This is a genomic window from Alteraurantiacibacter buctensis, assembly GCF_009827655.1.
In the GTDB taxonomy this organism is placed as follows: Bacteria; Pseudomonadota; Alphaproteobacteria; order Sphingomonadales; family Sphingomonadaceae; genus Alteraurantiacibacter; species Alteraurantiacibacter buctensis.
In genome coordinates this window covers 164,959-187,334 of the sequence record NZ_WTYV01000002.1, presented here as the reverse complement: position 1 = coordinate 187,334, position 22,376 = coordinate 164,959, and the positions used below count along the sequence as shown (strand labels likewise).

Below are 22,376 nucleotides of genomic sequence, written 5' to 3'. Positions count from 1 at the left end.
CCCGCCGGTATCAGTTGGCGTCGTAGCGGCTGGTGAAGGGGGCGCTGGCGATCAGCACCAACAGCACACCGCCGCCCAGCAGACCCGCCAGCCACAGCATCCCCGCGCCGCAGATCAGGCCGATGGCCCCGGAAGCCCAGATCGCCGCTGCCGAGCCGGCTCCTTTGACATAGCTGTCCTCGCGATACATCGCGCCTGCGCCCAGGAAACCGATGCCGGTGATGACCCCGGCGAACACCCGGCTGGGGCTGGGGTCCAGCTCCGGCCCACCGGCGCGGGCGGCCAGTTCGAGGACCGTCAGCGACAGCGAGCAGGCCGCCAGCGAGACCACCACGAAAGGCCGGAAGTCGATCGGCTTGCGGCGCAGGAAGCGGTCGAGGCCGATCAGCAGCGGCAGCACCATGCTGGCAGCGATCCGCAGCAGGGCTTCGGCCCAGCTGATGTGGATCGGCGAGAGTGTGCCGGCTTCCATCACCGAGCCCTCATGGCTCGGCGCTGGCGGTCGCTGGCGGGTCCGCTGCAACTGCGGCCAGGGCGTCGGTGAAGCGCTTGCGCCACCAGATCACGTCCTCGCGCGTCACGCCTTCCATCAGGGCTTGCCAGCGGCGTTGCCGCTCGTCCAGCGGCATGGCCAGGGCACGGCCGATGGCATCGGCGATTTCCTCGGCGCTGTGCGGGTTGACCAGCAGGGCCTCGGGCATCTGGTCGGCCGCACCGGCGAAGCGCGAGAGGATCAGTACGCCCGGGTCGGCGGGATCCTGCGCGGCGACATATTCCTTGGCCACCAGGTTCATCCCGTCGCGCAAGGGGGTGACCAGCCCGATCCGGCTGGCCCGGTAGACGCCCGCCAGCGCATCGCGCGGGTAGCCCTGGTTGACATAGCGGATGGGCACCCAGTCCAGCCCGGCATGGGCACCGTTGATCCGGCCCGCCAGCCCTTCCAGCGTGTTGCGGATGCGCTGGTAGCTTTCCACGTCCGCCCGCGACGGCGGGGCGATCTGGAGGAGCACCACTTCCTTGCGCTCGGCCGGGTTCTCCAGCAGGAACCGCTCGTAGCCGAGGAAGCGCTCCTCCAGCCCCTTGGAATAGTCCAGCCGGTCCACCCCCACGATCAGCGCGCGCCCCACGGCGCTGCGGTGGACCCGATCGTGCGTGGCCTGCGCCACCGGGCTGGCGGCCAGCGCAGCAAACTCCTCGGCATCGATGCCGATGGGGCAGGCGAGCAGGCGGACCTTGCGCGTCCCCACCGTCAGCACGTCGTTTTCGTCGATCACGCCGCCCAGGTCCTCGCGAGCATAGTCGCAGAACGACAGCAGCCATTCGCGGGTGTGGAAGCCGACCACATCGTAGGCCAGCAGCGATTCCACCAGCGTCCGCGCTTCGGGCAGCGTGGTCAGCAGGCGGCGGGGTGGCCAGGGGATGTGGAGAAAGAACCCGATCCGGTTCTTCAGGCCGCGCCTGCGCAACTCCTGGCCCAGCGGGAACATGTGGTAGTCCTGCACCCACACCATGTCGTCCGGCTCGATCAGCGGATAGACGGTCTCGGCAAACCACTCGTTGGTGCGCTGGTAGCCGTGGGCAAAGTCACGCTCGTATTCGGCCAGGTCGATGCGATAGTGAAACAGCGGCCACAGCGTGCGGTTGGCATAGCCGTTGTAGTATTCCTCGATATCCTGCTCTTCCAGGTCAATCGTGGCGGTGGTCACGCCGTGGCTGCGGGTGAAGTTGATGTGGCCGGTGAACTGGTCGGTCTGCTCGCCCGACCAGCCGAACCAGATGCCGCCGCTTTCGCGCAGGGCGGCGGTCAGGGCCACGGCCAGCCCGCCTTGCGCGCCGCCCTTGGCGCTGGCGGCGGTGACGCGGTTCGAGATGACGATCAGGCGGCTCATCGCACGGCACTCCAGGGTTTGGACAGCAGGACAGCGCAATTGATCAGCCCCACCAGCGAATAGGTTTGCGGATAGTTGCCCCACAGCTCGCCGGTCACCGGATCGATATCCTCCGACAGCAGGCCCGCAGGGGTGCAGCGCGGCAGCATCTCCTCGAACAGGGCGCGGGCATCGGCGTGGCGGCCGGTGAAATGCAGCGCCTCGATCAGCCAGTAGGTGCACACGTTGAAGGCGGTGTGCGGCAGGCCGAAATCGTCCTGCGTGGCATAACGCAGCATGTGCGAGCCGCGGCGCAGGCCCTGCTCCACCGCCGCCAGCGTGCCCGTGAAGCGCGGGTCGTCCGGGGCCAGGAAGCGCAGGTCCAGCAGTTGCAGCAGGCTGGCATCCAGCTCGCTGCCGGCAAAGGTTGCTGACAGGGTGCCGGCCTCCTCGCGCCAGGCTTCCTGCTCGATCCGCGTCCGCATCTGCCGCGCCCGTTCGTTCCAGAAGACGGCCCGGTCCGGCAGGCCCAGCACTTGCGCCACGTTGCCCAGCCGGTCGCAGGCCGCCCAGCACATGGCCGCCGAATAAGTGTGGACGTGGCTGCGCGTGCGCAGTTCCCACAGGCCGGCATCGGGCTGGTCGAACAATTGCCAGGCCCGCTCGCCCACCGGCTCCAGCGCGTGGAAATCCTCGATCCCCCCCATCCGCAGCAGGCGATGGTCGAAAAAGGCCTGCGCGTTCGAGAGCACGATCTGGCCATAGGCATCGTGCTGCACCTGTTCATAGGCCTGGTTGCCCACGCGCACCGGCCCCATCCCGCGATAGCCGCTGAGCGCTGCCGCCTCGCCTTCCACCAGCCGGGCCTCGCCCCCCACGCCATAAAGCGGCTGGATGTGGCCGCTGGCGGCATTGTCGACGATGTTGCGCAGGTAGGCGAGGTAACCCTCCAGCACGTCCAGCGCGCCCAGCCGGTTCAGCGCCTGCACCGTGTAATAGGCATCGCGCACCCAGCAGTAGCGATAGTCCCAATTGCGGCCGGAATCGGCGTGTTCGGGGATCGAGGTGGTCAGCGCCGCCACGATCGCGCCGGTTTCCTCGTGCTGGCACAGCTTCAGGGTGATGGCCGAGCGGATCACCGCCTCCTGCCATTCGTAAGGCGTGGCCAAGCCCCGCACCCAGTGGCGCCACTCGTCAACCGTGTCGTCCAGCATGGCATCAAGCGCGCGGGGGATTTCCTGAGCGAAGCTCTCGTCCGGCCCCAGGAAGAAGTGCAGCGGGCCTTCCACGCGGAACATGCGTTCATCCAGGACCCAGCCCACCGGGGCATTGGTCGACAGGCGCAGGGCACAGTCGGGCAGCAGGTAGCGGATGTGGTTCGACCCGCGCGCGGTTTCCGCCTGCGCGCTGCCCCATTGGATGGCCGGGCGCAGCCGCACGCGGATGCGCGGGCTGCCCGCCACGGGCCGCACGATCCGCACATAGGCCACGGGGCGATACATCCGGCCCATGCGCTTGAACCGGGGGCAGAAGTCGATCACGTCCACCGCGTTGCCCGCACCATCGGTATGGCGGGTGACCAGCACCGGGGTACTGCGCAGGTAGCGCTGCGTTGTTTCGACCACGCCGTCGAGGTCGATCTCCCAGAACCCGAAAGCGCCGTCGGCGGCAGGCGGGGCATTGTCCAGCAGCGAGCAGAAGGCCGGATCGCCATCCACCCGCGGCAGGCAGCCCCAGACAAAGCGGCCCGCGCGGTCAACCAGCGCAGATATCTGGCAATTGCCGATCGGCCACAGGTCCAGCGTGGCGGTCATGGCCGGCGGCCCAGCCACTGGCGCACCGCCCCCACGTCGGCCAGGCGATAGCGCGCCGCGGTTGGCCGCTCAGGACCCACCAGCACGCCGTGGCCGCCCATCCGGGCGACGGCGGCAAAGCCGGCCTCGTCGGTCACGTCGTCGCCAGCGAAGACGGGTCTGGTTCCAGCGAAGGGTGGCTGGTTCATCAAAGCGGCAATGCCCGTGCCCTTGTCTGCGCCGGCGGTGCGTAGTTCCAGCATCATTTTTCCTTCCTGCATGACCAGCCCGCTACTTGCCGCAAGGTCTTTGACAACAGCGCGAACACGCGGCTCGGAACAGGGATCCAGACGGTAATGAACGGCCACCCCTAGTGTTTTCGATTCAATCAGGACTCCCGGCATTCCTGCCAGCTGGAAGTGTATCGCTTGTTCCACACCATCCAATTCCGGTGGCCGGAGGGGTGTGGCCGCAGAAGTGTGAGCATGAACTTCTGCACCGTGACTGCCGACCAGGGCGATGTCGGTCGCCAGCCGGCCCAAGAGGAACTTCAGCTGCGTCACTGATCGTCCGCTGACAATCGCAACCCGGCGGTCGAAGACTTCAATCAGGTGGTCGATCAGCCGGCCCAATTCCGCGTCCATGACGACGGCGTCCGGTCGATCGACTAGATCGACCATGGTGCCATCGAAATCGAGCAGAATTGAATTGTCAGACGTCAGCGCTGGAGGTTCAATCAATGGGTTTCGTGGCAAAACGTCTGGGTCTCTTAAAGCATGTACCATCATGCAAATGGAGGAAGAGGCCGACGGTTCCGACTTGAAACGGCATGAGCGCGCCTTCTGCCCTTGCGAAGCGGCATTACCTGGAGCTGCAAGTTCCCAATCGGATCGACCATTGCGGCGGACTCGATTGGCGAGTTGAACAGCGACAGCGTCGCCGTTTCAGATCTAGCAAATCGGCAGAACCTGACGGGTCAAGGTGGCGCAATCGCTACCCGACCGAGCAAGCACTTTCGTTGCTGATGTCACACGAAGGTGCCACAATCGGCGTCACGGTGAACTTTCAAAAAGCCGCGGAATTCTGCGGTTTCACGCCAATGGTCGGGGAGACAGGAACGAACCTCTGAACTTCTCCTCCCAAAGCAAATCAGTTTGCTTCCACCACAGCGCGCAGCGCAACCTTACGCTCGCGCAGCGTCTTCCTGACGAACACGGCAAGCCCGATGACGATGACAGCGAGGATGCACGCCGAGATGGGCCGCGTGATGAAGATCGAATAGTCGCCGTTCGACATGGCGAGGGACCGGCGCAGGTCCTGTTCAAGCAAGGGGCCGAGCACAAGGCCAAGCAGAACCGGCGCGATCGGAAATCCGAAGCGGCGCAACAGGAAGCCGGCGACCCCCAGAAGCCAGACAATCGTCACATCGCCCAGGCTTCCCTGCAGGCTGTATGCGCCAACAGTAGAGAACACGAGGATCAGCGCCGTCATCATTCCCTTGGGAATCTTGAGCAATTGCACCCACAGCCCCACCAGGGGGAGGTTGAGGATCACCAGCAGGACGTTGGCCACATAGAGACTGGCGATAAGGCCCCAGACAAGGTCCTTGTTCGTCTCCAGCAGCGTCGGCCCCGGCTGCAAGCCATACAACTGGAACGCAACCAGCATGATCGCGGTCGTGGCCGAGCCGGGAATGCCCAGCGCAAGAAGCGGGACCATGCTGGCACCGGCCGCTGCATTGTTGGCCGCCTCCGGGCCTGCCAGCCCCTCGATCGCACCCTTGCCGAATTCCTGCGGGTTCTTCGCGAAGCGCCGTTCGACCCCATAGCTGAGGAATGTCGCAAAGGTCGCCCCGGTGCCGGGCAGCAGGCCGCTGCAGAACCCAACAACCGTTCCCCGCAACCACGGCACCAGCGAGCGGCGCCACTCTTCGATGGTCAGCCACAGCCGGTTGGTGGGCATCCGCTCGGTCGCCGCGGAAGCCGGGGCCGCAATCAGCCAGAGGGCTTCGCCCACGGCGAACAGCCCGACAGCCCCCAGTGCGACATCGATCCCGCCGTAAAGCTCCTGCACGCCGAAGGTCAGGCGGTTCTCGCCCGTCTGCATGTCGATGCCGATCATCGCCAGGCCCAGGCCGAAAGCCAGCGCAAACAGCGCGCGGAACAGCGACTTGCCGGCCATGCCGGTGACCATGGTCAGGGCCAGGAGCATCAGCAGGGCATATTCCGGTGGCCCGAAAACCAGGCTGATACCCGCCAGGCTGGTCGCGGCGATCATCAGCATGAAAGTCGCAAAAGTGCCGCCGATGAACGAACCGATCGCCGACGTTGCCAGGGCAACCCCGCCGCGGCCGCTTTTGGCCATCGGGTAGCCCTCGAAGGTGGAAACCGAGGCAGCCGCGTCACCCGGCGTGTTAATAAGGATGGATGTCGTCGATCCGCCATACATCGTGCCGTAGTAGATGCCGCCGAACAGGATAAACGCGGTCGTTGGATCGAGACCGAATGTGAGCGGCAGCAACAGCGCGATGGCAACCGACGGCCCCAGGCCCGGCAGCACGCCCACGGCCGTGCCGATGAGAACTCCCAGAAGGCCGAACGCCAGTTTGTCGGGGCTAAGCGCCACCGCGAAGCCGGTGCTCATGTTGCTGGCGAGTGTCGCAAAATCCACGGCAGCTACCTCGTCACGGAAGGAAAATGTTGAGCACGCGGGTGAACAGCAGCCACACCAGGCCAGTCAGGACCAGTGCTGCCAGAACGTCCCATTTCAGCGTCCGTGACTTCATCAGCAGACAGATGGACACGACGAAGACCGGCGTCGCGATCAGGAAGCCCACCAGCGACAGGGCCAGCAGATAGAGCGGGATGATTGCCGCTCCCGCCAGGAAGCGCGACCAGACCGGCAGGTCACCGCCACCTTCGTCGTCGTCTTCCAGCCCTGCTGGACCAACGGAGATGCCGCTGCGGTATTCCATGGCCACGCCGACGGCAGCCACGACTGCGAGGCCGGCAATGACCTTGGGCATTCCCCAGGGACCCAGGGGCGAGTTGCCGCCGGCAGTGCCGCCAATTCCCACCCGTGCAAGGGTTGTCTCGGTGGTCATCTCCTCGGCGCGGATGAAGGCGGCAAACGCATCAGCCTCCAGGTAGCCATCCTCCCAGCCCTTGTTGGCCAGCATTTCCTGCCAATCGCGGGTGTTCCGCATGGTGCGGATCAGGTTGGCCCACCAGGCAATGCCCTCGGCGCTGGCACCCGGCGCGGCAAAGACCCCGCGCCAGTTCTGCAGCACGATATCCAACCCGGCGTCCCGCAGGGTCGGGATGGTGCCATCCCCGAAACGCTGGGGCGCACTCGATGCCAAGATGCGGATATGGCCGGATTCGGCCAGTCCGCGCCATTCGCCGTAACCGGCCACGGCAGCGGTTACCTGGCCGCCCATGATGGCCGCGGATGCCTCCCCGCCGCCCGAATAGGCGACATAACGCATCCGTTCCGCGGCGACGCCGCAGGCTTCGGTGATGAGGCCGATCAGGATATGGTCAACACCCCCTGCCGATCCGCCGCACCAGGTGAAACTGCCGGGGTCGGCGCGGTAGGCGTCCAGCAGGTCGTTGATCGTGCGCAGCGGCGAGTTGCTGGGGACCGCAACCACCAGATTCTCGACGATCAGCCGGGCCAGCGGCCTGGAGTCGCTCGCGCGGAACGGGCTGTTCTGCGAAATGGTCGATCCCAGCAGCACGGAACCGGCCGCCATGATGGTGTAGGGATCGTCGTGCTTGCGGGTGACCAGGTCGGCCAGGCCGATGGCACCGCCCGCGCCGCCCTTGTTGAACACGTCGATCGGCGTAGGTGCCAGGTGGTTGCGCGCAATCACCTGCTGCATCAGGCGGGCAAGCTGGTCCCATCCCCCGCCCGGATTGGCCGGCACCAGGATCGACAAGGGCCGGTTGGGAAAGTCCGCTGCCGCGCTGGCGCGGGTCGCGAGAAGCGACACCAGCGCTGCGCCGCCGGCCATCACGGTCCGGCGCGAAAGATGTGGCGTCTGGCCGGCCACTGTCAGTTGCCCGAACGTCCGGATGCAGGACCGCGGCCGGGAATATCCAGATCACCGCCAACCGGAACAATAGCTTCCGGCGGTATGCGAATGATGCCGATGTTGTCCCTGATTTCGATCTGCGTGCCGAAAGGCTCGGAATAGCGCTGGAGGTCGGCCAGGATTCGCCTGGCCAATTCGGGCGATGGTGTCTGCGGAATGCTTGATCGCGACCACGGCACCCGCGTGGCGTCGACGCCCAGATCGACCGGGTAGATGCGGATTTCTTCCAAGCGGCCATCGCGATAGTGCGACTGCGCGACATAGGCGACGAGGTTCTCGTATTGCTGGAGCCACATGTTGCCCAGTTCGCCGGCCTCGATGTTCGTCACGTTGCCAGGGTTCGGCGCGCTGTCGTCCGAACCGAACCGCTGCACTGCCAGGTTGCCCGGATTGTAGAAGATCGGCCGGCCCTTGTAGATCTCGATCCCCTGCATAGTATGGTTGCCGTGGCCGAAGAACATGTCGGCCCCGTTGTCGATCGCAGCGCGGGCGATCTCCATCACATAGTCGGGCGGATAATGGTCCTGTGAATAGGCCTGGAAGGCATACCTGTTCTCGTGGATGTGCATCGTGAAGGCCGCGAAATCGGCGTATTCCTTCGCGTTGCGGATCGCGAGAAGCTGCGATTGCAGGTCTTCAGCGTTCATTTCATAGCGGAATTCGCCGGGACGTTCCGCCACGATGTAGTTGCGGCCCAGGAACGACAATCGGCCCGGCCGGTCGCGCGGCAGGTCGGTGGGCCGGGCCAGATCGGGCTCGTTGCGCCGCGCCAGAATAGAGTCGCGCATTGCGACCAGCTGGTCGAACTGCTCCTGCGTGACGGTTACCCACTGGGTCAACCGCAGCGGGTTCATGCCCGCCTGTTCGCCACCGTCGTTTCCGTCCTTGTTCCGCGCAATCGGCCCGTCAGCCACCGGGCCGATGGGGAACGCTGCCACCAGTGCCACGCGCCCCTGCGGCAGTTCCTGGAACGCCGGCTGGCGCGCAATGGACAGGTTGGGGCCATAGCCGGGACGCTTGATGCCGGCTTCATCGAGATAGCGCATCGTCTCGATCTGCTCGGCCGGGCCGCCGTCAGCCTCGCCCGGCGCCACCAGGTCAAAGCCCAGGTCCGCCAGGTCCTGCGCCAGCTCCTTGGGTGCCCAGTTATTCCGATAGCCGTGGGTGCCCGCCCAGGTCTGGCGGTCAACCAGATACCCCTCAAGATTGCCCATCGTGGTATCGGCAGACTGCAGAACTTCCCGGATCTGCGGGCTGATGCGCTGGCCCGCCGGCTCCTGGAACAGCAGGTCCCCGGTAATGGCGACCGTATAGGTGCCGGTCATCTTGTTGCGCAGCTCGCGCTCCAGATCGCGCCACTCGTGGGTGGTCGCATCGGGAGGGGACCGGAAGGGTTGCGCCGCCGCCGCGCCAACGAGCAGCGGGGAGAGAAGTAGCCCATGAAGCATCAGGCGACGGCGCATCTTGATATTCCCCTGTCCTGGATCGTTCACCTCGTTCACCTTATCAGAACCGGGCGCGCAGCCCGATCCTGAACATGCGGCCGACCTGGTCATACAGGTTGGGATTGGTCGGCAGCGGCGTGGCGCCGCCGCGAATGGGGGCATAGACCCAGCCCTTGTCGAGCAGGTTCGAGACGTTGAGGAACACCTCCTGCTCGCCGCCCCAATCCTCGATCTTCACGCTCACCTGGCCATCCAGGTAGACCTGCGCCGGAACGTGGTTGAAATCGGTATCCACCCCAAGGGTCCGCAGGCGGTCCCAGGTGAACGAATGGATGTAGCGCGCCTGGATGAAGGCACCCCAGCCGTCGTTGTCCAGGTTGGCGGACAGAGTGCCCCGCCAGCGCGGCTGGACCGACTGGGCAAGGTCGCCCACTGCGTCATTGTTGACCGCGTTGAAAGGGTTATCGGTCAGGTTCTTGCCGGTATAAGTGGCAAAGCCGCGCAGCGTCAGGTCGGTGCTTTCGCCCAGTTGGGTGCGATACTGCGTCTCGATGTCGATGCCGTTGGTTTCCTGCGAGGTCAGGTTGAACGGCGAAGTGCGGGTGCCGATCACGGCATTGGCCGCGTTGCGCTCGACGAAAGCACAGATGGGCGAGGTCTGGTTGCTCAGGTTGCACTGTTCGACCGCGTTCTGCCCGCCGACGTTGGCGATCGCATCGGTAATGCGAATGTCGAAATAGTCTACTGCCAGACTGAAATTATCGAGCCAGTTCGGCTGGTAGACGAAACCGACCACAAAGGTCTTGGCCTTCTCCGGCGTCAGCGCGGCATTGCCCAGCGTACGGTTGGGGACCGACAGGTAAGTCGAGTTGGTGAAGGCATCCTGGATCGTAATGTTGTTCTGGCGGCCGGTGGCAAACAGCTCTTCCAGGTTGGGCGCGCGGATGTCGCGCGAATAGGTGCCGCGGATGCGCAGTTCGTCAACCGGCTGCCATACGGCACCGGCCTTCCAGGTGGTCACCTCGCCGCTGGTCGAATAGTCGGTGACGCGGGCAGCCAGGTTGACGTCGAATGACCCGATTGCAGAGCCGTCGAACACCGGAATCTGCACTTCCCCGAATGCTTCCTTGACCGTGACACTGCCGGCAAAGGGTTGCTGGTTGATCAGGCGATAGCCGCCCGCAATCGACGTGGCATCGGCCGTGGTGACTGCGCTGACCTTGCGCCACTCGCCGCCAACCGCGACCTCGACGGGGCCCGCTGGCAGGTCGAATAGCGAGCCCGAAACACTGGCATCCACCACCTGCTGTGTGGTGCGGGTATCAAACACCGAGGTGCCGAATACGTAATCGAGCGAGGCACTGGAGGGCGATCCCGCACCGAACGGATTGAAGGGCGAACAACCAGCGGCATTTGCGCGAACCGTAGCATCGGCGTTGACGAGGTCAGCGCAGGTGATCGTACCCGCCGCAATGCCGCCTGGATTGCCTGCCGTGGCGACCACGGCATTGAGCGCGCGGGTAAAGTTGGTGGTGATCAGGTTGGTGGCGGTGGGGCTGTGCGTGTCATTGCGGCCATACTGGTAGGACAGGTCCCACGACCAGTTTCCGATCTCGCCCTCGGCACCGACAACACCTCGGATTGTCTCGTTTTCGTTGGTCGTCAGCGTTGGCCCGCGCTCCAGCGTCAGGCGGTTCATGGAGATACCGGTCAGTCCCAGCGCGTTAAGCTGTGTGACCAGCGCCGGGGCGACCTGCGCCAGGTAGGGGTTGTTGCGCGAGATATTGAAGGTGCGCGTGGTCGGACTGTTGGCGAACTCGGAATTGGTCCGCGCGTAAAGGCCCTCGGTATAGAGCGTCAGGCCAGCGGCCACTTCCAGATCGATATGCGTGAAGGCAGACGTCCGGTTCAGCGGGCGGACAATTTCCTGCCCCGTCGAAGTGCGGAAGCCATCGCCGCCGTTCTGCGTGCCGGTGGCGTTGCGCAGCGTGGTCGAGACCGTGCCGTAGTCATAGGGAAGCGGGTTGCCGCCATCACCGAACTGAGTGCCAAAAACCAGGTTGCGATTGGCGGTCGTGCCGCCCGTGCCGACAACCACAAGTCCGCCAGTCGTGTAGGCCGTGCGATAATCGTCGATGCGGGTCAGGAAGCCAGGCCGGGCGGGGTCGAGAACCTGATTCCCGGCAGTGCGGCGGAACTGCCGCTCATCGCCACGGACACCGGCATTCTCGAAGTATTCGCCGCCAGCAATCACGTGCAGGCGTCCATCCAGGCCGCTGAAGCCGCCATTGACGGAAAGACGGATTTCCTCGTTGTCGCCGCGCTGCGAGATGCCGGTCGTGGCGTTCACGCGCAGCCCGGTGAGCCGGCGGTTGAGGATGAAGTTCGCCACGCCTGCCACCGCGTCCGAACCGTAGGCGGCAGAAGCGCCGCCGGTCACCACGTCGACCCGCTCGACCAGCCCTTGCGGGATCAGGTTGATGTCGGCCAGCAGGTCCGGCCCGGTCGGCACGAAGCGGCGGTTGTCGAGCAGCACCAGCGTGCGGCTGTTGCCCAGGCCGCGCAGGTTGAGGAAGTTCTGGCCGCCGGCGCGGGTGCCGCCACCGGCCGTGGTGCCGCCACCCGGGACAACCGAGGGGATCTGCTTGAGGGCATCGGCCATGTTGCCCGGTGCGGCCATCGAGAGTTGGTCGGCCGAAACGGCGGTCACCGGCGTGGGCGCATTGAACGTGCCTGACCGGATTCGCGAACCTGTGACGATGATGGCATTGCCCTCATTGCCTTCGGCGTCCGCAGCGGCGGAATCCGGCTGGTCGGCCTGCTGGGCAAACGCAGGCGCAAACGGCATGGCGATGGCAAGCAGTGAAGCAGACAGCTTGAGCTGAAAACGGCGCATCTTATCCCCCTTGGCAGCACGCCGGTTCACGCCCGACGTTGTTGTGTAGGGTGTGCTAGATCACCAAGCTGTCATCAGCCTTTCATGAAACTGACGCGAAACAAAGAACCCTTCCCGACCTCGCTCCAGACAAGTTCGACGCTTGCCCCGACGGCCTCTGCCAGCGTGCGCGAGATCGCCAGGCCCAGGCCACTGCCCGGCCTTCCCGAGTCCCGGGCAAGGCGCGAAAAACGCCGGAAAATCCTCTCACGGTCCCCCATCGCGATGCCCGGACCGTTATCACGAACTTCGATTACCGGGCCCTCCCCCTGCCGGTGAACGGAAACCTCGATCAGCCCACCCATCCGGCCGTATCGAATGGCGTTTTCGATCAGGTTTGAGACTATCTCCTCGACAACAATGGGATGCGAGCGGACGATCACTGGCCCGTCGGCGTGGAATTCCATGTCCATACCTCGCCCCAGGGCTTCGGGCGCCAGGCGACGGCACAGGTCCGCGATCAGGTCTGCCAGGTCTGTTTCAACCACGGCACTGTCGCTTGCACCGCCCCCTTCGGCCCGCGCGAGCTTGAGTAGCTGAGACAGCAACCGTTCCAGCCGCGCACTGGCTTCGGCAATGTCCCTGACCGACTGGTCGAACTCTTCCGAAGCTGGTTCCGAATGCTCCAGCACGGCGATGTGGCTTTTCAGGATGGTAAGCGGCGTGCGCAACTGGTGCGAGGCATCGCCCGTGAACCGGCGGTGGGCTGCGAGGGCGTCGCCAAGCTGCGCGATAAGGTGATTGTAGGCTTCGACCAGGCCCTGCAACTCGCGCGGCACATCGCGCGTCTCCAGCTTGCTCTGGGCCAGCGCATTGAATTTTTCCCCACTCAACTGGGCCTGTAACCGCGCAACTGGTCGCAGCCCCCAGCGCACTGCGGGTTTGATCATCGCCGCAGCCGCCAGCACCAGGACAAGCTCCAGTACCAGAACGGCCAGCAGCATCTCGATTGTCTGGCTTTCACGCTGGTTCAGGGTTTCGGCCACCTGAATGATCACCGGCTGGTCCTGGCGGGGCAGCTCAACCTGCTGGACCGCGACCCGCACCTCCTGCCCGAAGACCTCGTCATCGCGAAAGCCGAAGTCCTCTCCCTCGTCCGGCGGGGCCACCGCCAGTTCGTCGTAGCCAGTGATTATCCGTCCACCCTGAGAGATGTTGTAGAAAACACTGTCCTGTCCGGTGTCTTCCAGGAAGCTGAAAGCGCCGACCGGGACCCGTCCCTGAACGCTGTCCCCTTCGACGGTCAGCGTGTCGCTTATCGCGGTGACAGCGCTGCGCAAAACGCGGTCCGATGCCCTCTGGGCAAAGCTGGCCGCGAGCAGGGTGCCGCCAGCAGCCAGGATTCCGGCAATGCCGATAAGGGCCGAAACCATGATCACCAACTGCCGTTGCGAAAGCGAATTTGGCAGGATGCCCGTCATGAGGTTTCCATGATGTAGCCAAGCCCGCGAAGGGTGCGGATATGCGGGCCGGACGGCTGCAATTTCTTGCGCAAACGGGCGACATAAACCTCCAGCGCGTTGGGCCCGACCGGATCGTCATAGTCGAATACCTCGGCGGCAAGGCGTTCCTTGGCGACCACGGTGCCCGCCTTGCGCGCCAGCGCGACAAGCACGGCCCATTCCCGGCGGCGCAGATCAAGGGCTTCGCCGGCAACTGTGGCCCTGTTGGTAGCCGGATCGCACACCAGTTGGCCCACACTGATTAGCGGGCTGGCATCGCTGGTGTGGCGCCGCAGCAGGGCCCGCACCCGCGCCCGCAGTTCGGCAGGATCGAATGGCTTGGGCAGATAGTCATCGGAGCCTGCGTCCAGCCCGCGGACCTTGTCCTCGATCGTGTCCCGCGCCGTCAGGATCAGGATGGAGGCGCTGTTGCCTTTCGCCCTCGCCGCGCTGACGAAGTCGATCCCGCTCATCCCGGGCAGGCCAAGATCTACGGCAAACAGGTCATAGGGCTCCTGGCCGACCAGATCGACCGCCTCCTCGGCCGACTCGACGTGATCGACAGCGTGCCCATCTGCCCGCAGCAGCGCCAGGATGCCCCGCGCCAGGGCTATGTCATCCTCTACAACCAAGATCCGTGCCATGGCACAAGCGTCCCTCTCCGCAGTGATTGTATCAAGCGATTGGGCATGCGACAAACAGCGGGGAGATCGAGGATGCTGCGTCGCCTGCTAATCATGGTCTTGTTGCTGCTGTCTGGCGCGTGCGAGCGGCTGGACGGCACCGGCGAGACGGGCACCGTGGTTGTCTATGGCACCATCGACACCCCCACGATCGAGCCGCTTCTGACCGCTTTCGAACAGGGCAACCCCGGGATTGCGGTCGAGTATCATTCGCTTACTGCAGCTGAGGTGAGCGAACGCTACCTGGAGGATCGCCGCAGCGGCCGGACGGGACCAGACTTGCTGATCAACTCGGCGATGGATCTGCAGGTACAGCTTGCCAATGACGGCCAGGCGATGCCTTTCGCGGTGCCAGAAATCGAACAACTGCCCGATTGGGCACACTGGCGTGACAGGGCCTTCGCGGTCGGGGTCGAGCCGATCGTCATCGGCATCAACACACCCGCCGATCTTGGCATCGCCCCGGACACAAGCCGTGCCCAGTTGACAGAGCACCTTCAGCAAAACCGCACCCGCTACCTGGGCCGGATCGGCATTTACGACCCGGAGCGCAGCTCCACCGGGATGTTGCTGTTCAACCAGGACCTGGAGGCGGATCCTGCCAACTGGGAACTGGTGCGCACCATTGGCACCCTGCGCCCACAGCTTTACCAGTCGTCCAGCGAAATGATCGCCGACGTGACTGCTGGCAAGCTGCTGCTGGCCTATGGCATCCTGGGTTCCTATGCGTTTCAACAGGCTGCCGATGACGATCGCTTCGGCATCGTCATGCCGGGCGACTACATATTGCTGGCATCGCGCGTCGCGCTCATCCCGACATCTGCCCCAAATCCGAAACTTGGCCAGCGGCTGCTGGGCTATCTGCTTTCGCGGGAAGGCCAGCAGCTTATCGCGCAGCAAGGGATGATCCCGGTCCGCCTCGATCTCTCCAACCCTTACCCCGAACTGGCAGGCATACGAACGCGCGCCATCAAGGTCGGCCCGGCCCTGCTTGGCAACCGCGACCGCATGAACACCGCCAACTTTATCCGCCGATGGCGGACAACGATGACGCCCGAGGAGCAGTAGAAAGGACAGCGGCAGGACATTTCTTGGCCGGTCTGGTCCCATCCACCGGCTCAACCAGGAACCCGGTATGGCCACCGGATTCCTGGTTCTCGAAGTTCCCCGCCTGGACCTGCCAGGCTTGCCGGCTACTCTGCCTCGGCCGAAGGCAAGGCTGGCACCATGGACGCCGGCAGATCAATCGACAGCGTGGTGCGCAGCGCCTCACGCGGGCGGATGTGGGCGTTGAGCACCCGCACATCCAGCGCCAGCACGCTACGCTCGTCATTCATCCGCACCTGCAGCCGCGTCGAGCTGTAGCGCTCTACCCGGATCAGGTCGCTGATGTTGTGCAGGGTGCGGTCGCCGTCATTGTTGAGGGTGAAGGCCAGCGGGCAGGAGTTGACCAGTTGCACGTCGAGCACGCTGGAGTTCGGCAGGTAGCTCTGCGGCTCCAGCTTCAGGCAGGCTTGCACCACCGGCTCCACGTTGCGTTGCAGGCCGATGATGTCGTCGTTGATCCAGGCCACGGTGTTGCCCGCGAACAGCGCCTCGCGCAGGCCCTGCTGGCTGCGCTGGCCGGCCAGCACGATGGTCTGCGGCCGATGCCCGCCGTGGCCGGCGTTGTGCCTCCAGTCCACCAGGCCATGGATGTCGGACGTGCCCAGCACCGCCAGGTTATAGTCGAGGGCGATCTGGAAGGCGTGTTCGGAATAGGCATCCAGCGTGCCGTTGGCCACTTCCACACCGTGCAATTGGCGATCGGCAATCAGGGCCTGGTGGAACGGGAAGATCCGGGCCACGCCATCGGGCGCCTGCGGCAGCCAGTTGGGATGGTTCCAGAACACGAAGGCCCCTTGCGCATTGGCCGTGCGGATGGCGGCTTCGGCATCGTCCACCAATAGGGCATTGGCATCGGTGACGAAGACAGCGTTGACGTGGCCCGGCGGCATCCCGCGGGTGATCTCTGCGCCGTTGATTGCGATGAGGTCGCTGCCGGTCCGCGCCACTTCCGCCGCGGCGATCTGGTGCGATCGGTTGCGGTCGGGGTGCGGAATATCGGCCCGCTTCGGCTGGTGTTCCAGGTGTTCGGTCTGGGCAATCGCGTCCAGCCCGTCGCGCTCGGCCTCCTCCACGCGGATGGTCGGCCACACCATGCCGTCCGAGAACACGGAGTGGGTATGCAGGTCCACCAGCAGCAGCTGGCGGCCGTCCTGTGCGGCGGGAAAGTGGGCTTCGCGATCATCGGGCTGGTGATCTTCGTGGGCGGCAACGGTGCCGGACAGGGTGGCCAGGGCGGCCGAAGCAAGCAGCAGATAGCGCATGATACACTCCTCATTTATCGGGAAAGGGCGGGCAGGCCGCGCCGCAGCGCCAGCCTGCCCACGGGTCGTTTGGTCAGCTCAGAAGCGGTATTCGTATTGCACCCAGGCCGAGCGCGGCTTGCCGTTCCAGCCATACTGGCGGTAGTAGCCCGAGTTCTGCGGCCCCAGTTCCCCGCGCACCGCAGCGCGCGAAATCTGCAGGGTTGACCCGCCGGAATACCGTTCGAAGTATTCCTCGTCGAACAGGTTCACCAGCCGCACCATGAAGCGGTGCTCCAGGTTCTCGCCCAGCAGGTACTGGATCGAAGCGTTCATCACGAAGTAGTTGCCGAAGTTGACGTCCTCGACCACGCGGTTGCCGTCGGCATCCACCAGCCGCGCCAGGCCTGCCGGTGCATAGGCCCATTCCGGCCCCTGGTAGCGGGGGTTGAAGGCCACGGTCAGCCGGTCGGTGGGGGTGAAGGTGATCAGGCCCGAAGCCGACCATTCGGGCCGTTCGGCCGACTGGCGGGTCTCATTGGCCCCGGCCGGCCCGGGAGTGACGAACGACAGGTTGGCGGTGGTGCCATCGCGGCGGGCCAGCAGGCCGAACACCGGGTTGAGTTCCAGCGAGTCATTCTTGGTGAACGACAGGTCGAACTGGACCATCTCGGTATCGAAGGCCAGGTCGATGGTGTAGCCCTTGATGTCCTGGCGGGCCAACGTGTTGACCGCCACCGACTGGTTGGACCCCAGGTTGGCCGCTGCCGCCGTGGCGCAGAAGGCATCGGGCGGGATGATCAGCGCCCGGTTGCGGACAATCTCGTCGCGCGCCACGGTGCCCAGAGGGTTGGTCTCGCGGGCATATTCCAGGCACACCGCGCCCACGCTGCGATCACCGAACTGGTTGGTGATTGCAGTGTCGAAATAGCCCAGTTCGATGTTGAAGGTGCCCATGGCGATCTCGCCATTGATGCCGGTGCCGAAGTTGTAGGTTTCGACACTTTGCGATTCCAGGCCGGGATTGACGTTGGCCAGCGGGCCATAGGCACCGATCTCGTCAATCTTGGGGGCGCTGTAGGACGTGCCGCCACCGCCGCGGACATAGAAGCCGGCGGGCAGTTCCAGGCGGCCGCTGGCCTTCCAGATGAACTCGTCGGCAAAGTTGCTGTTGAAGTCCTGACGGCCCGCCAGCGAGATGTTCAGGCCCTCCAGCACCGGCAGGTCAAGGCGCAGGTCACCATAGATGCCGTTGGACCGCAGGGTCACATCCCGCACGCCGAACACTTCGTCCGAATTGTCGGTATAGCTGGTGTTCTGCACGCCGATCACGGTCTGTAACCAGTCGGTCCAGTCGTAATAGATGCGGGCGTTGGCACCGTGATCGATATAGCCGGACTTGAACCGGTCGACATCGCCGATGCCCTTGATCGGCACGCCGGTTCCGAAGCTGGCGACCGACTGGATTACGAAGCCCATCGGGTGGCCGATGGGGAACGGGTTGGCGATGGTGCCATAGGGCAGGCCGTTGGCCGGGTTGATATAGATGCCCTCGCGCGCCTGCACGTTGGCGCGGCCGAAGTTGAACTGCGGGTTGGTGACGCAGCCGGTGGGCAGGCCGTTGGCGCGGGCAAAGTTCTCGAAGGCCGTTGCCGTGGTAAAGCCGCCGCTGGGGGCCAGGCTGCGTACGTTGGCCGGCAGGTCCGCCACGCGCGGGATCGAACAGACCAGCGGGTCTAGTTCGGTGTTGAGCAGCGAGGGCGCCTGGTAGTGCCCTTCCACTTCCAGCCGCATCCGGTCATTCAGCCGCGCATCCAGCGAGGCGTTGAAGATGGGGAATTCGGTGCGGTTGGGGGCATAGGGCGACTGGTCGGGAAAGGTATCCTCGAAGTCGATGGTCGCCAGTTGGAAGCCCGCGCGGAAGGTCACATCGGGCGCAGCGCGCCACATGTAACGCAGGCCGATATTGTTGAAGCTGTAGGGATACTTGCGGAAGCCGCCCAATTCCAGCAGCGTATCGGCAAAGGCTTCGCGGTTGAACAGGATGTTGGAATCGGTCTCGTAAGACCGGCCGAACACCAGCAGCGCGTGCTCGCCTTCCTCGCCGATGGGCAGGGGCACCGAGACGTTGCCATAGATCTCGCGGGTGCGGAACGAACCGCCATAGATGCCGATCTGGCCGGCCAGCTCGGCCTCGGGATCCTTCGAGCGCACGCTGACCACGCCCAGGCCGCCGTTGGAGCCGAAATAGAGGCTCTGGCCGCCGCGGAAGATTTCGACGCTGGAGATCATGCGCGGGTCGATCGCCGTTGCCGGCCACAGGTCTTCCGACGGGCTGGAGCGGTCGAAATAGGGCACGCCATCGACCAGCAGCAGCGTGTCGCGGTCGGTGCCGCCGTCGATGCGGATGGTGAATTCGCCTTCGTCCGGCGAATAGCCCACGTTGGCGCCACGGATCAGGCCGGCTGCCAGTTCGCCAAAGTTGGTGAAGCCGCCGGTGAGGATTTCGTCGCTGCTGATCACCTGGACCTGGGTGCCGAACTCGGCCAGCTCGGCGGCAGTCTCGGTCACTTCCTCGGTAACCCGCACGCCTTCGACGATGATGAAGTCCTCGTCGGCCCGCGCGTTGGCCTGCTGCGCCAGCGCGGCTGTCGGCAGAATTGAGCATAGGCAGGTCGTGCACGCCAAAAGGCGGCGCAATGTGTGCATTGTTTGCATGGTCTAGTCCCCGAAGTGCAGGTGCGCCGGCGACTCACGCGGCGCTTGCTGCTGGCAGGGCAATGGGCGGAATTCGTTGCAGCAATTGTGCAGTGCAGCGTAAGTTCGATGATAGCTCGCGAGCTTTTGAAAGGAAACTGCAAGACTATGATTTTTATATGACTTTCTTGCAATTTGCGGGACATGCAAAGGGCATCTGGGGGCCATTGGTTGGTCCTTCCGTTGTCCCGTCCGGGACATGTGCGGGGCTTTTCAAACCTATGTTCCGGACACAACCACAGGGCGGGATCTGCACCCGCCGCCGATAGCCGCCCTTCTATTTCGAACTTTATCGAAATGATTGTTGCCAAGACCAGCGAACGTGATATTTCGATCCTTCTCGAAAGGTGGGACCGGATGGACGAACTCAATCCCCAGGTCTGGGCAATCGATGCCCTTGGCGCGCTCGCCCATGAAACGCGGCTTTCGGTGTTCCGCATGCTGGTGCAGGCCGGACCGGACGGCATGATCGCGGGCGCCATCGCGGACCAGCAGGGCGTTCCGCCGTCCACCATGTCGCATCATCTGGCCACGCTGGAGCGTGCAGGTCTCGTGCAATCGCAGCGCGAAAGCCGCCTGATCCACTACCGGGCCGACTACGCCGCCATGCGCCGCCTGCTGGCTTTCCTGATGCAGGACTGCTGCCAGGGGGCGCCCGAAATGTGCGCCGACCTGCTCGGCGAGATCACCTGCAACGAATGAGGCATTCAGGAGAGCAAGCGTATGACCACCGACATCGTCATCTACCATAATCCCGAGTGCGGCACGTCGCGCAATGCACTGGCGATGATCCGCAATGCCGGGATCGAACCGCACGTCGTCGAATACCTCAAGACGCCGCCGTCGCGCGCGCTGCTGGAAAGCCTGATAGCGCGCGCCGGGATCACGCCGCGCGCGCTGTTGCGCGAGAAGGGCACCCCTTACGCCGAACTGGGTCTGGGCGATCCGGCGCTGACCGATGAGCAACTGGTGGACGCGATGATGGCGCATCCGATCCTGATCAACCGCCCGCTGGTGGTGTCCCCGCTTGGCGTGAAGCTGTGCCGGCCATCCGAAGAGGTGCTCGACCTGATCCCTGCCGGACAGCGCGGGGCCTTTGCGAAGGAAGACGGCGAGCAGGTGGTGGATGCATCCGGCAACCGCGTGCAGCCACTGGGCTGACCGATGGCACAGGACTCGCCGCTATCCGCCTCACCGCTTGGCCTGTTCGAGCGCTGGCTGTCACTCTGGGTGGCCCTGGCGATCGTCGGCGGGATCGTACTCGGCAATCTGTCACCCGACACTGTCGGCCTCCTGGCGGGCCTGGAGGTGGCGTCGGTCAACCTCGTCGTCGCCGCACTTATCTGGGCGATGATCTTTCCGATGATGGTCGGGGTCGATTTCGCCAGCATCAGGGACATTGGCCGCAAGCCCAAGGGGCTGGTCATCACGCTGGTCATCAACTGGCTGGTCAAGCCGTTCACAATGGCCGCGCTGGCGGTGCTGTTCTTTGATTACCTCTATTCCGGCATCATCGCGGACAATGACGCCCAACAATACATCGCCGGGCTGATCCTGCTGGGGGCCGCGCCTTGCACGGCCATGGTGTTCGTCTGGTCGCAGATGACCAGGGGTGATCCCGCCTACACGCTGGTGCAGGTATCGGTGAACGACCTGGTGATGATCGTTGCCTTCGCCCCGATCGTGGCGCTGCTGCTGGGCGTGACCGACATCGTGGTGCCGTGGGAGACATTGCTGCTCTCGGTCGTGCTTTACATCGTGATCCCGCTGGTGGCGGGTGCCCTGACCCGCAGAAAGGTGATCGCTGCGCACGCCGGCAATGCCGCAGCGGTAGATGCCTTCACCGCCCGGCTGAAGCCATGGTCGGTCATCGGCCTGCTGGTCACCGTGGTCCTGCTGTTTGCCTTCCAGGCCGGCGTGATCATTGACAACCCGCTGCTGATTGCCCTGATCGCCATCCCGATCATCATCCAGTCCTATGGCATCTTCGCCATCGCCTATGCCTGGGCCTTTGCCTGGAAGGTGCCGCACAACATCGCCGCGCCCTGTGCAATGATCGGCACGTCGAACTTCTTCGAGCTGGCGGTGGCGGTCGCCATCGGCCTGTTCGGCCTGTCCAGCGGGGCGGCCCTGGCAACCGTGGTGGGCGTGCTGGTGGAAGTGCCGGTGATGCTCTCGCTGGTGGCCATCGCCAACCGCACGCGCAACCGCTTTGCGGGGGACGGCGCATGACCTTCCAGCGCTTGCGAGCCCTTTCTGATCCCGCACACCTGCCGGCCCTGCGACCCGAATACCTGCACCGGCAACCGGCGCTGGGCCTGGGCGCGCTCGACCCGCCGCCCCGCGTCCTGCTGCTCTACGGGTCGTTGCGCGAGCGGTCCTATTCCCGCCTCGCGGTGGAGGAAGCGGCCCGCCTGCTCCAGTTATTCGGCTGCGAGGCGCGGATCTTCGATCCCGGCGACCTGCCGCTGCCCGATCAGGTGGCAGGGGACGATCATCCCGCGGTCCATGAACTGCGCGAGCATGCGCTGTGGTCCGAAGCGCAGGTATGGTGCAGCCCCGAACGCCATGGGCAGATTACCGGCGTGATGAAGGCGCAGATCGATCACCTGCCACTGGCCTACAAGGGTCTGCGGCCCACCCAGGGGCGGGCCCTGGCCGTGATGCAGGTCTGCGCGGGGTCGCAAAGCTTCAACAGCGTGAACACCCTGCGCATCCTTGGCCGCTGGATGCGGATGTTCACCATCCCCAACCAGTCGTCGATCGCCAAGGCATACGAGGAGTTCGACGAGGCGGGGCGGATGAAGCCGTCCAGCTATTACGACCGCATCGTTGACGTGATGGAGGAACTGGTGCGGTTCACGGCGCTGCTGCGGCCGCATGCCGAACAGCTGGTGGACCGCTACTCCGAGCGCAAGGAACGGGACCAGCCGGTTGCAACGCCGGTTGAGGCGGCTGGCCTGGCAACTTCTGGTTCGACTGGCGAGCCATAACGGGCCCTGCAAGCCG

General features: G+C 64.7%; 18 protein-coding genes. 6 read left to right on the top strand and 12 right to left on the bottom strand.

The window, feature by feature from the left end:
* Positions 1–10 precede the first annotated feature (10 nt).
* From GRI99_RS05355 to otsB, 4 genes are read right to left on the bottom strand one after another with little or no spacing between them, the layout of a single operon-like run.
* Positions 11–472, bottom strand: a complete 462-nt coding sequence (locus GRI99_RS05355; RefSeq protein WP_160771018.1) for an MgtC/SapB family protein — start codon at positions 470–472, stop codon at positions 11–13.
* A 10-nt stretch (positions 473–482) separates the two neighbouring features.
* Positions 483–1,889: an alpha,alpha-trehalose-phosphate synthase (UDP-forming) gene (locus tag GRI99_RS05350; protein ID WP_160771017.1), complete on the bottom strand. Its 1,407-nt coding sequence runs from the start codon at positions 1,887–1,889 to the stop codon at positions 483–485.
* Entirely contained in the window at positions 1,886–3,682 is a 1,797-nt protein-coding gene (locus GRI99_RS05345; RefSeq protein ID WP_160771016.1) for a glycoside hydrolase family 15 protein, read from the bottom strand. The genes GRI99_RS05350 and GRI99_RS05345 overlap by 4 nt, the downstream gene beginning before the upstream one ends.
* Entirely contained in the window at positions 3,679–4,401 is a 723-nt protein-coding gene (otsB, locus tag GRI99_RS05340) for a trehalose-phosphatase (RefSeq protein WP_237438158.1), read from the bottom strand. The genes GRI99_RS05345 and otsB overlap by 4 nt, the downstream gene beginning before the upstream one ends.
* Before the next feature lie 89 nt (positions 4,402–4,490).
* On the opposite strand from otsB, the gene GRI99_RS05335 reads away from it, so the two are divergent.
* Positions 4,491–4,790, top strand: coding sequence for a hypothetical protein (locus GRI99_RS05335; RefSeq protein ID WP_160771015.1), 300 nt, complete (start codon positions 4,491–4,493; stop codon positions 4,788–4,790).
* Positions 4,791–4,810: 20 nt separating this feature from the next.
* Here GRI99_RS05335 and GRI99_RS05330 read toward each other — a convergent pair whose 3' ends face one another.
* The 6 genes from GRI99_RS05330 to GRI99_RS05305 all read right to left on the bottom strand — a co-directional run bounded on the left by GRI99_RS05330 (position 4,811) and on the right by GRI99_RS05305 (position 14,223).
* Entirely contained in the window at positions 4,811–6,304 is a 1,494-nt protein-coding gene (locus GRI99_RS05330; RefSeq protein ID WP_160771014.1) for a tripartite tricarboxylate transporter permease, read from the bottom strand.
* Positions 6,305–6,344: 40 nt separating this feature from the next.
* The gene (locus tag GRI99_RS05325) at positions 6,345–7,676 is read right to left on the bottom strand and encodes a tripartite tricarboxylate transporter substrate-binding protein (protein ID WP_160771013.1); all 1,332 of its coding nucleotides are present in this window, start codon (positions 7,674–7,676) and stop codon (positions 6,345–6,347) included.
* A gap of 41 nt (positions 7,677–7,717) precedes the next feature.
* Positions 7,718–9,220, bottom strand: a complete 1,503-nt coding sequence (locus tag GRI99_RS05320) for a CapA family protein (RefSeq protein ID WP_160771012.1) — start codon at positions 9,218–9,220, stop codon at positions 7,718–7,720.
* Between the two features lie 43 nt (positions 9,221–9,263).
* Complete coding sequence (locus GRI99_RS05315) at positions 9,264–12,098, bottom strand: TonB-dependent receptor plug domain-containing protein (protein ID WP_160771011.1); 2,835 nt, start codon at positions 12,096–12,098, stop codon at positions 9,264–9,266.
* 74 nt (positions 12,099–12,172) lie between these two features.
* On the bottom strand, positions 12,173–13,558 hold the full coding sequence (locus GRI99_RS05310) for a sensor histidine kinase (protein WP_160771010.1): 1,386 nt from the start codon (positions 13,556–13,558) through the stop codon (positions 12,173–12,175).
* Positions 13,555–14,223 carry a response regulator transcription factor gene (locus GRI99_RS05305; protein ID WP_160771009.1) on the bottom strand — a complete coding sequence of 223 codons (669 nt, stop codon included), beginning with the start codon at positions 14,221–14,223 and terminating at the stop codon, positions 13,555–13,557. The genes GRI99_RS05310 and GRI99_RS05305 overlap by 4 nt, the downstream gene beginning before the upstream one ends.
* A 72-nt stretch (positions 14,224–14,295) precedes the next feature.
* On the opposite strand from GRI99_RS05305, the gene GRI99_RS05300 reads away from it, so the two are divergent.
* The gene (locus GRI99_RS05300) at positions 14,296–15,330 is read left to right on the top strand and encodes an ABC transporter substrate-binding protein (RefSeq protein ID WP_160771008.1); all 1,035 of its coding nucleotides are present in this window, start codon (positions 14,296–14,298) and stop codon (positions 15,328–15,330) included.
* Between the two features lie 125 nt (positions 15,331–15,455).
* Here the strand turns inward: GRI99_RS05300 and GRI99_RS05295 are convergent, their stop codons facing one another.
* Positions 15,456–16,631, bottom strand: coding sequence for an Sb-PDE family phosphodiesterase (locus GRI99_RS05295; RefSeq protein ID WP_160771007.1), 1,176 nt, complete (start codon positions 16,629–16,631; stop codon positions 15,456–15,458).
* A 78-nt stretch (positions 16,632–16,709) separates the two neighbouring features.
* Positions 16,710–19,298: a TonB-dependent receptor plug domain-containing protein gene (locus tag GRI99_RS05290; protein ID WP_202392960.1), complete on the bottom strand. Its 2,589-nt coding sequence runs from the start codon at positions 19,296–19,298 to the stop codon at positions 16,710–16,712.
* Positions 19,299–19,724: 426 nt separating this feature from the next.
* Between GRI99_RS05290 and GRI99_RS05285 the strand changes: the two genes are divergently transcribed.
* The 4 genes from GRI99_RS05285 to arsH are packed head-to-tail and all read left to right on the top strand — an operon-like array spanning position 19,725 to position 22,360.
* The gene (locus tag GRI99_RS05285; protein ID WP_160771642.1) at positions 19,725–20,069 is read left to right on the top strand and encodes an ArsR/SmtB family transcription factor; all 345 of its coding nucleotides are present in this window, start codon (positions 19,725–19,727) and stop codon (positions 20,067–20,069) included.
* A gap of 21 nt (positions 20,070–20,090) precedes the next feature.
* Positions 20,091–20,528: an arsenate reductase (glutaredoxin) gene (arsC, locus tag GRI99_RS05280; RefSeq protein ID WP_160771005.1), complete on the top strand. Its 438-nt coding sequence runs from the start codon at positions 20,091–20,093 to the stop codon at positions 20,526–20,528.
* A gap of 3 nt (positions 20,529–20,531) precedes the next feature.
* Positions 20,532–21,599: an ACR3 family arsenite efflux transporter gene (arsB, locus tag GRI99_RS05275; protein WP_160771004.1), complete on the top strand. Its 1,068-nt coding sequence runs from the start codon at positions 20,532–20,534 to the stop codon at positions 21,597–21,599.
* Entirely contained in the window at positions 21,596–22,360 is a 765-nt protein-coding gene (gene arsH / locus GRI99_RS05270) for an arsenical resistance protein ArsH (RefSeq protein ID WP_160771003.1), read from the top strand. The genes arsB and arsH overlap by 4 nt, the downstream gene beginning before the upstream one ends.
* Positions 22,361–22,376 lie beyond the last annotated feature (16 nt).

Excerpts from the sequence above, each read along its gene's own strand:
- GRI99_RS05355 (WP_160771018.1), bottom strand. The coding sequence starts at position 472 with ATGGAAGCCGGCACACTCTCGCCGATCCACATCAGCTGGGCCGAAGCC.
- GRI99_RS05350 (WP_160771017.1), bottom strand. The coding sequence starts at position 1,889 with ATGAGCCGCCTGATCGTCATCTCGAACCGCGTCACCGCCGCCAGCGCC.
- GRI99_RS05345 (WP_160771016.1), bottom strand. The coding sequence starts at position 3,682 with ATGACCGCCACGCTGGACCTGTGGCCGATCGGCAATTGCCAGATATCT.
- GRI99_RS05335 (WP_160771015.1), top strand. The coding sequence starts at position 4,491 with ATGAGCGCGCCTTCTGCCCTTGCGAAGCGGCATTACCTGGAGCTGCAA.
- GRI99_RS05330 (WP_160771014.1), bottom strand. The coding sequence starts at position 6,304 with ATGAGCACCGGCTTCGCGGTGGCGCTTAGCCCCGACAAACTGGCGTTC.
- GRI99_RS05325 (WP_160771013.1), bottom strand. The coding sequence starts at position 7,676 with ATGGCCGGCGGCGCAGCGCTGGTGTCGCTTCTCGCGACCCGCGCCAGC.
- GRI99_RS05320 (WP_160771012.1), bottom strand. The coding sequence starts at position 9,220 with ATGCGCCGTCGCCTGATGCTTCATGGGCTACTTCTCTCCCCGCTGCTC.
- GRI99_RS05315 (WP_160771011.1), bottom strand. The coding sequence starts at position 12,098 with ATGCGCCGTTTTCAGCTCAAGCTGTCTGCTTCACTGCTTGCCATCGCC.
- GRI99_RS05310 (WP_160771010.1), bottom strand. The coding sequence starts at position 13,558 with ATGACGGGCATCCTGCCAAATTCGCTTTCGCAACGGCAGTTGGTGATC.
- GRI99_RS05305 (WP_160771009.1), bottom strand. The coding sequence starts at position 14,223 with ATGGCACGGATCTTGGTTGTAGAGGATGACATAGCCCTGGCGCGGGGC.
- GRI99_RS05300 (WP_160771008.1), top strand. The coding sequence starts at position 14,296 with ATGCTGCGTCGCCTGCTAATCATGGTCTTGTTGCTGCTGTCTGGCGCG.
- GRI99_RS05295 (WP_160771007.1), bottom strand. The coding sequence starts at position 16,631 with ATGCGCTATCTGCTGCTTGCTTCGGCCGCCCTGGCCACCCTGTCCGGC.
- GRI99_RS05285 (WP_160771642.1), top strand. The coding sequence starts at position 19,725 with ATGGACGAACTCAATCCCCAGGTCTGGGCAATCGATGCCCTTGGCGCG.
- arsC (WP_160771005.1), top strand. The coding sequence starts at position 20,091 with ATGACCACCGACATCGTCATCTACCATAATCCCGAGTGCGGCACGTCG.
- arsB (WP_160771004.1), top strand. The coding sequence starts at position 20,532 with ATGGCACAGGACTCGCCGCTATCCGCCTCACCGCTTGGCCTGTTCGAG.
- arsH (WP_160771003.1), top strand. The coding sequence starts at position 21,596 with ATGACCTTCCAGCGCTTGCGAGCCCTTTCTGATCCCGCACACCTGCCG.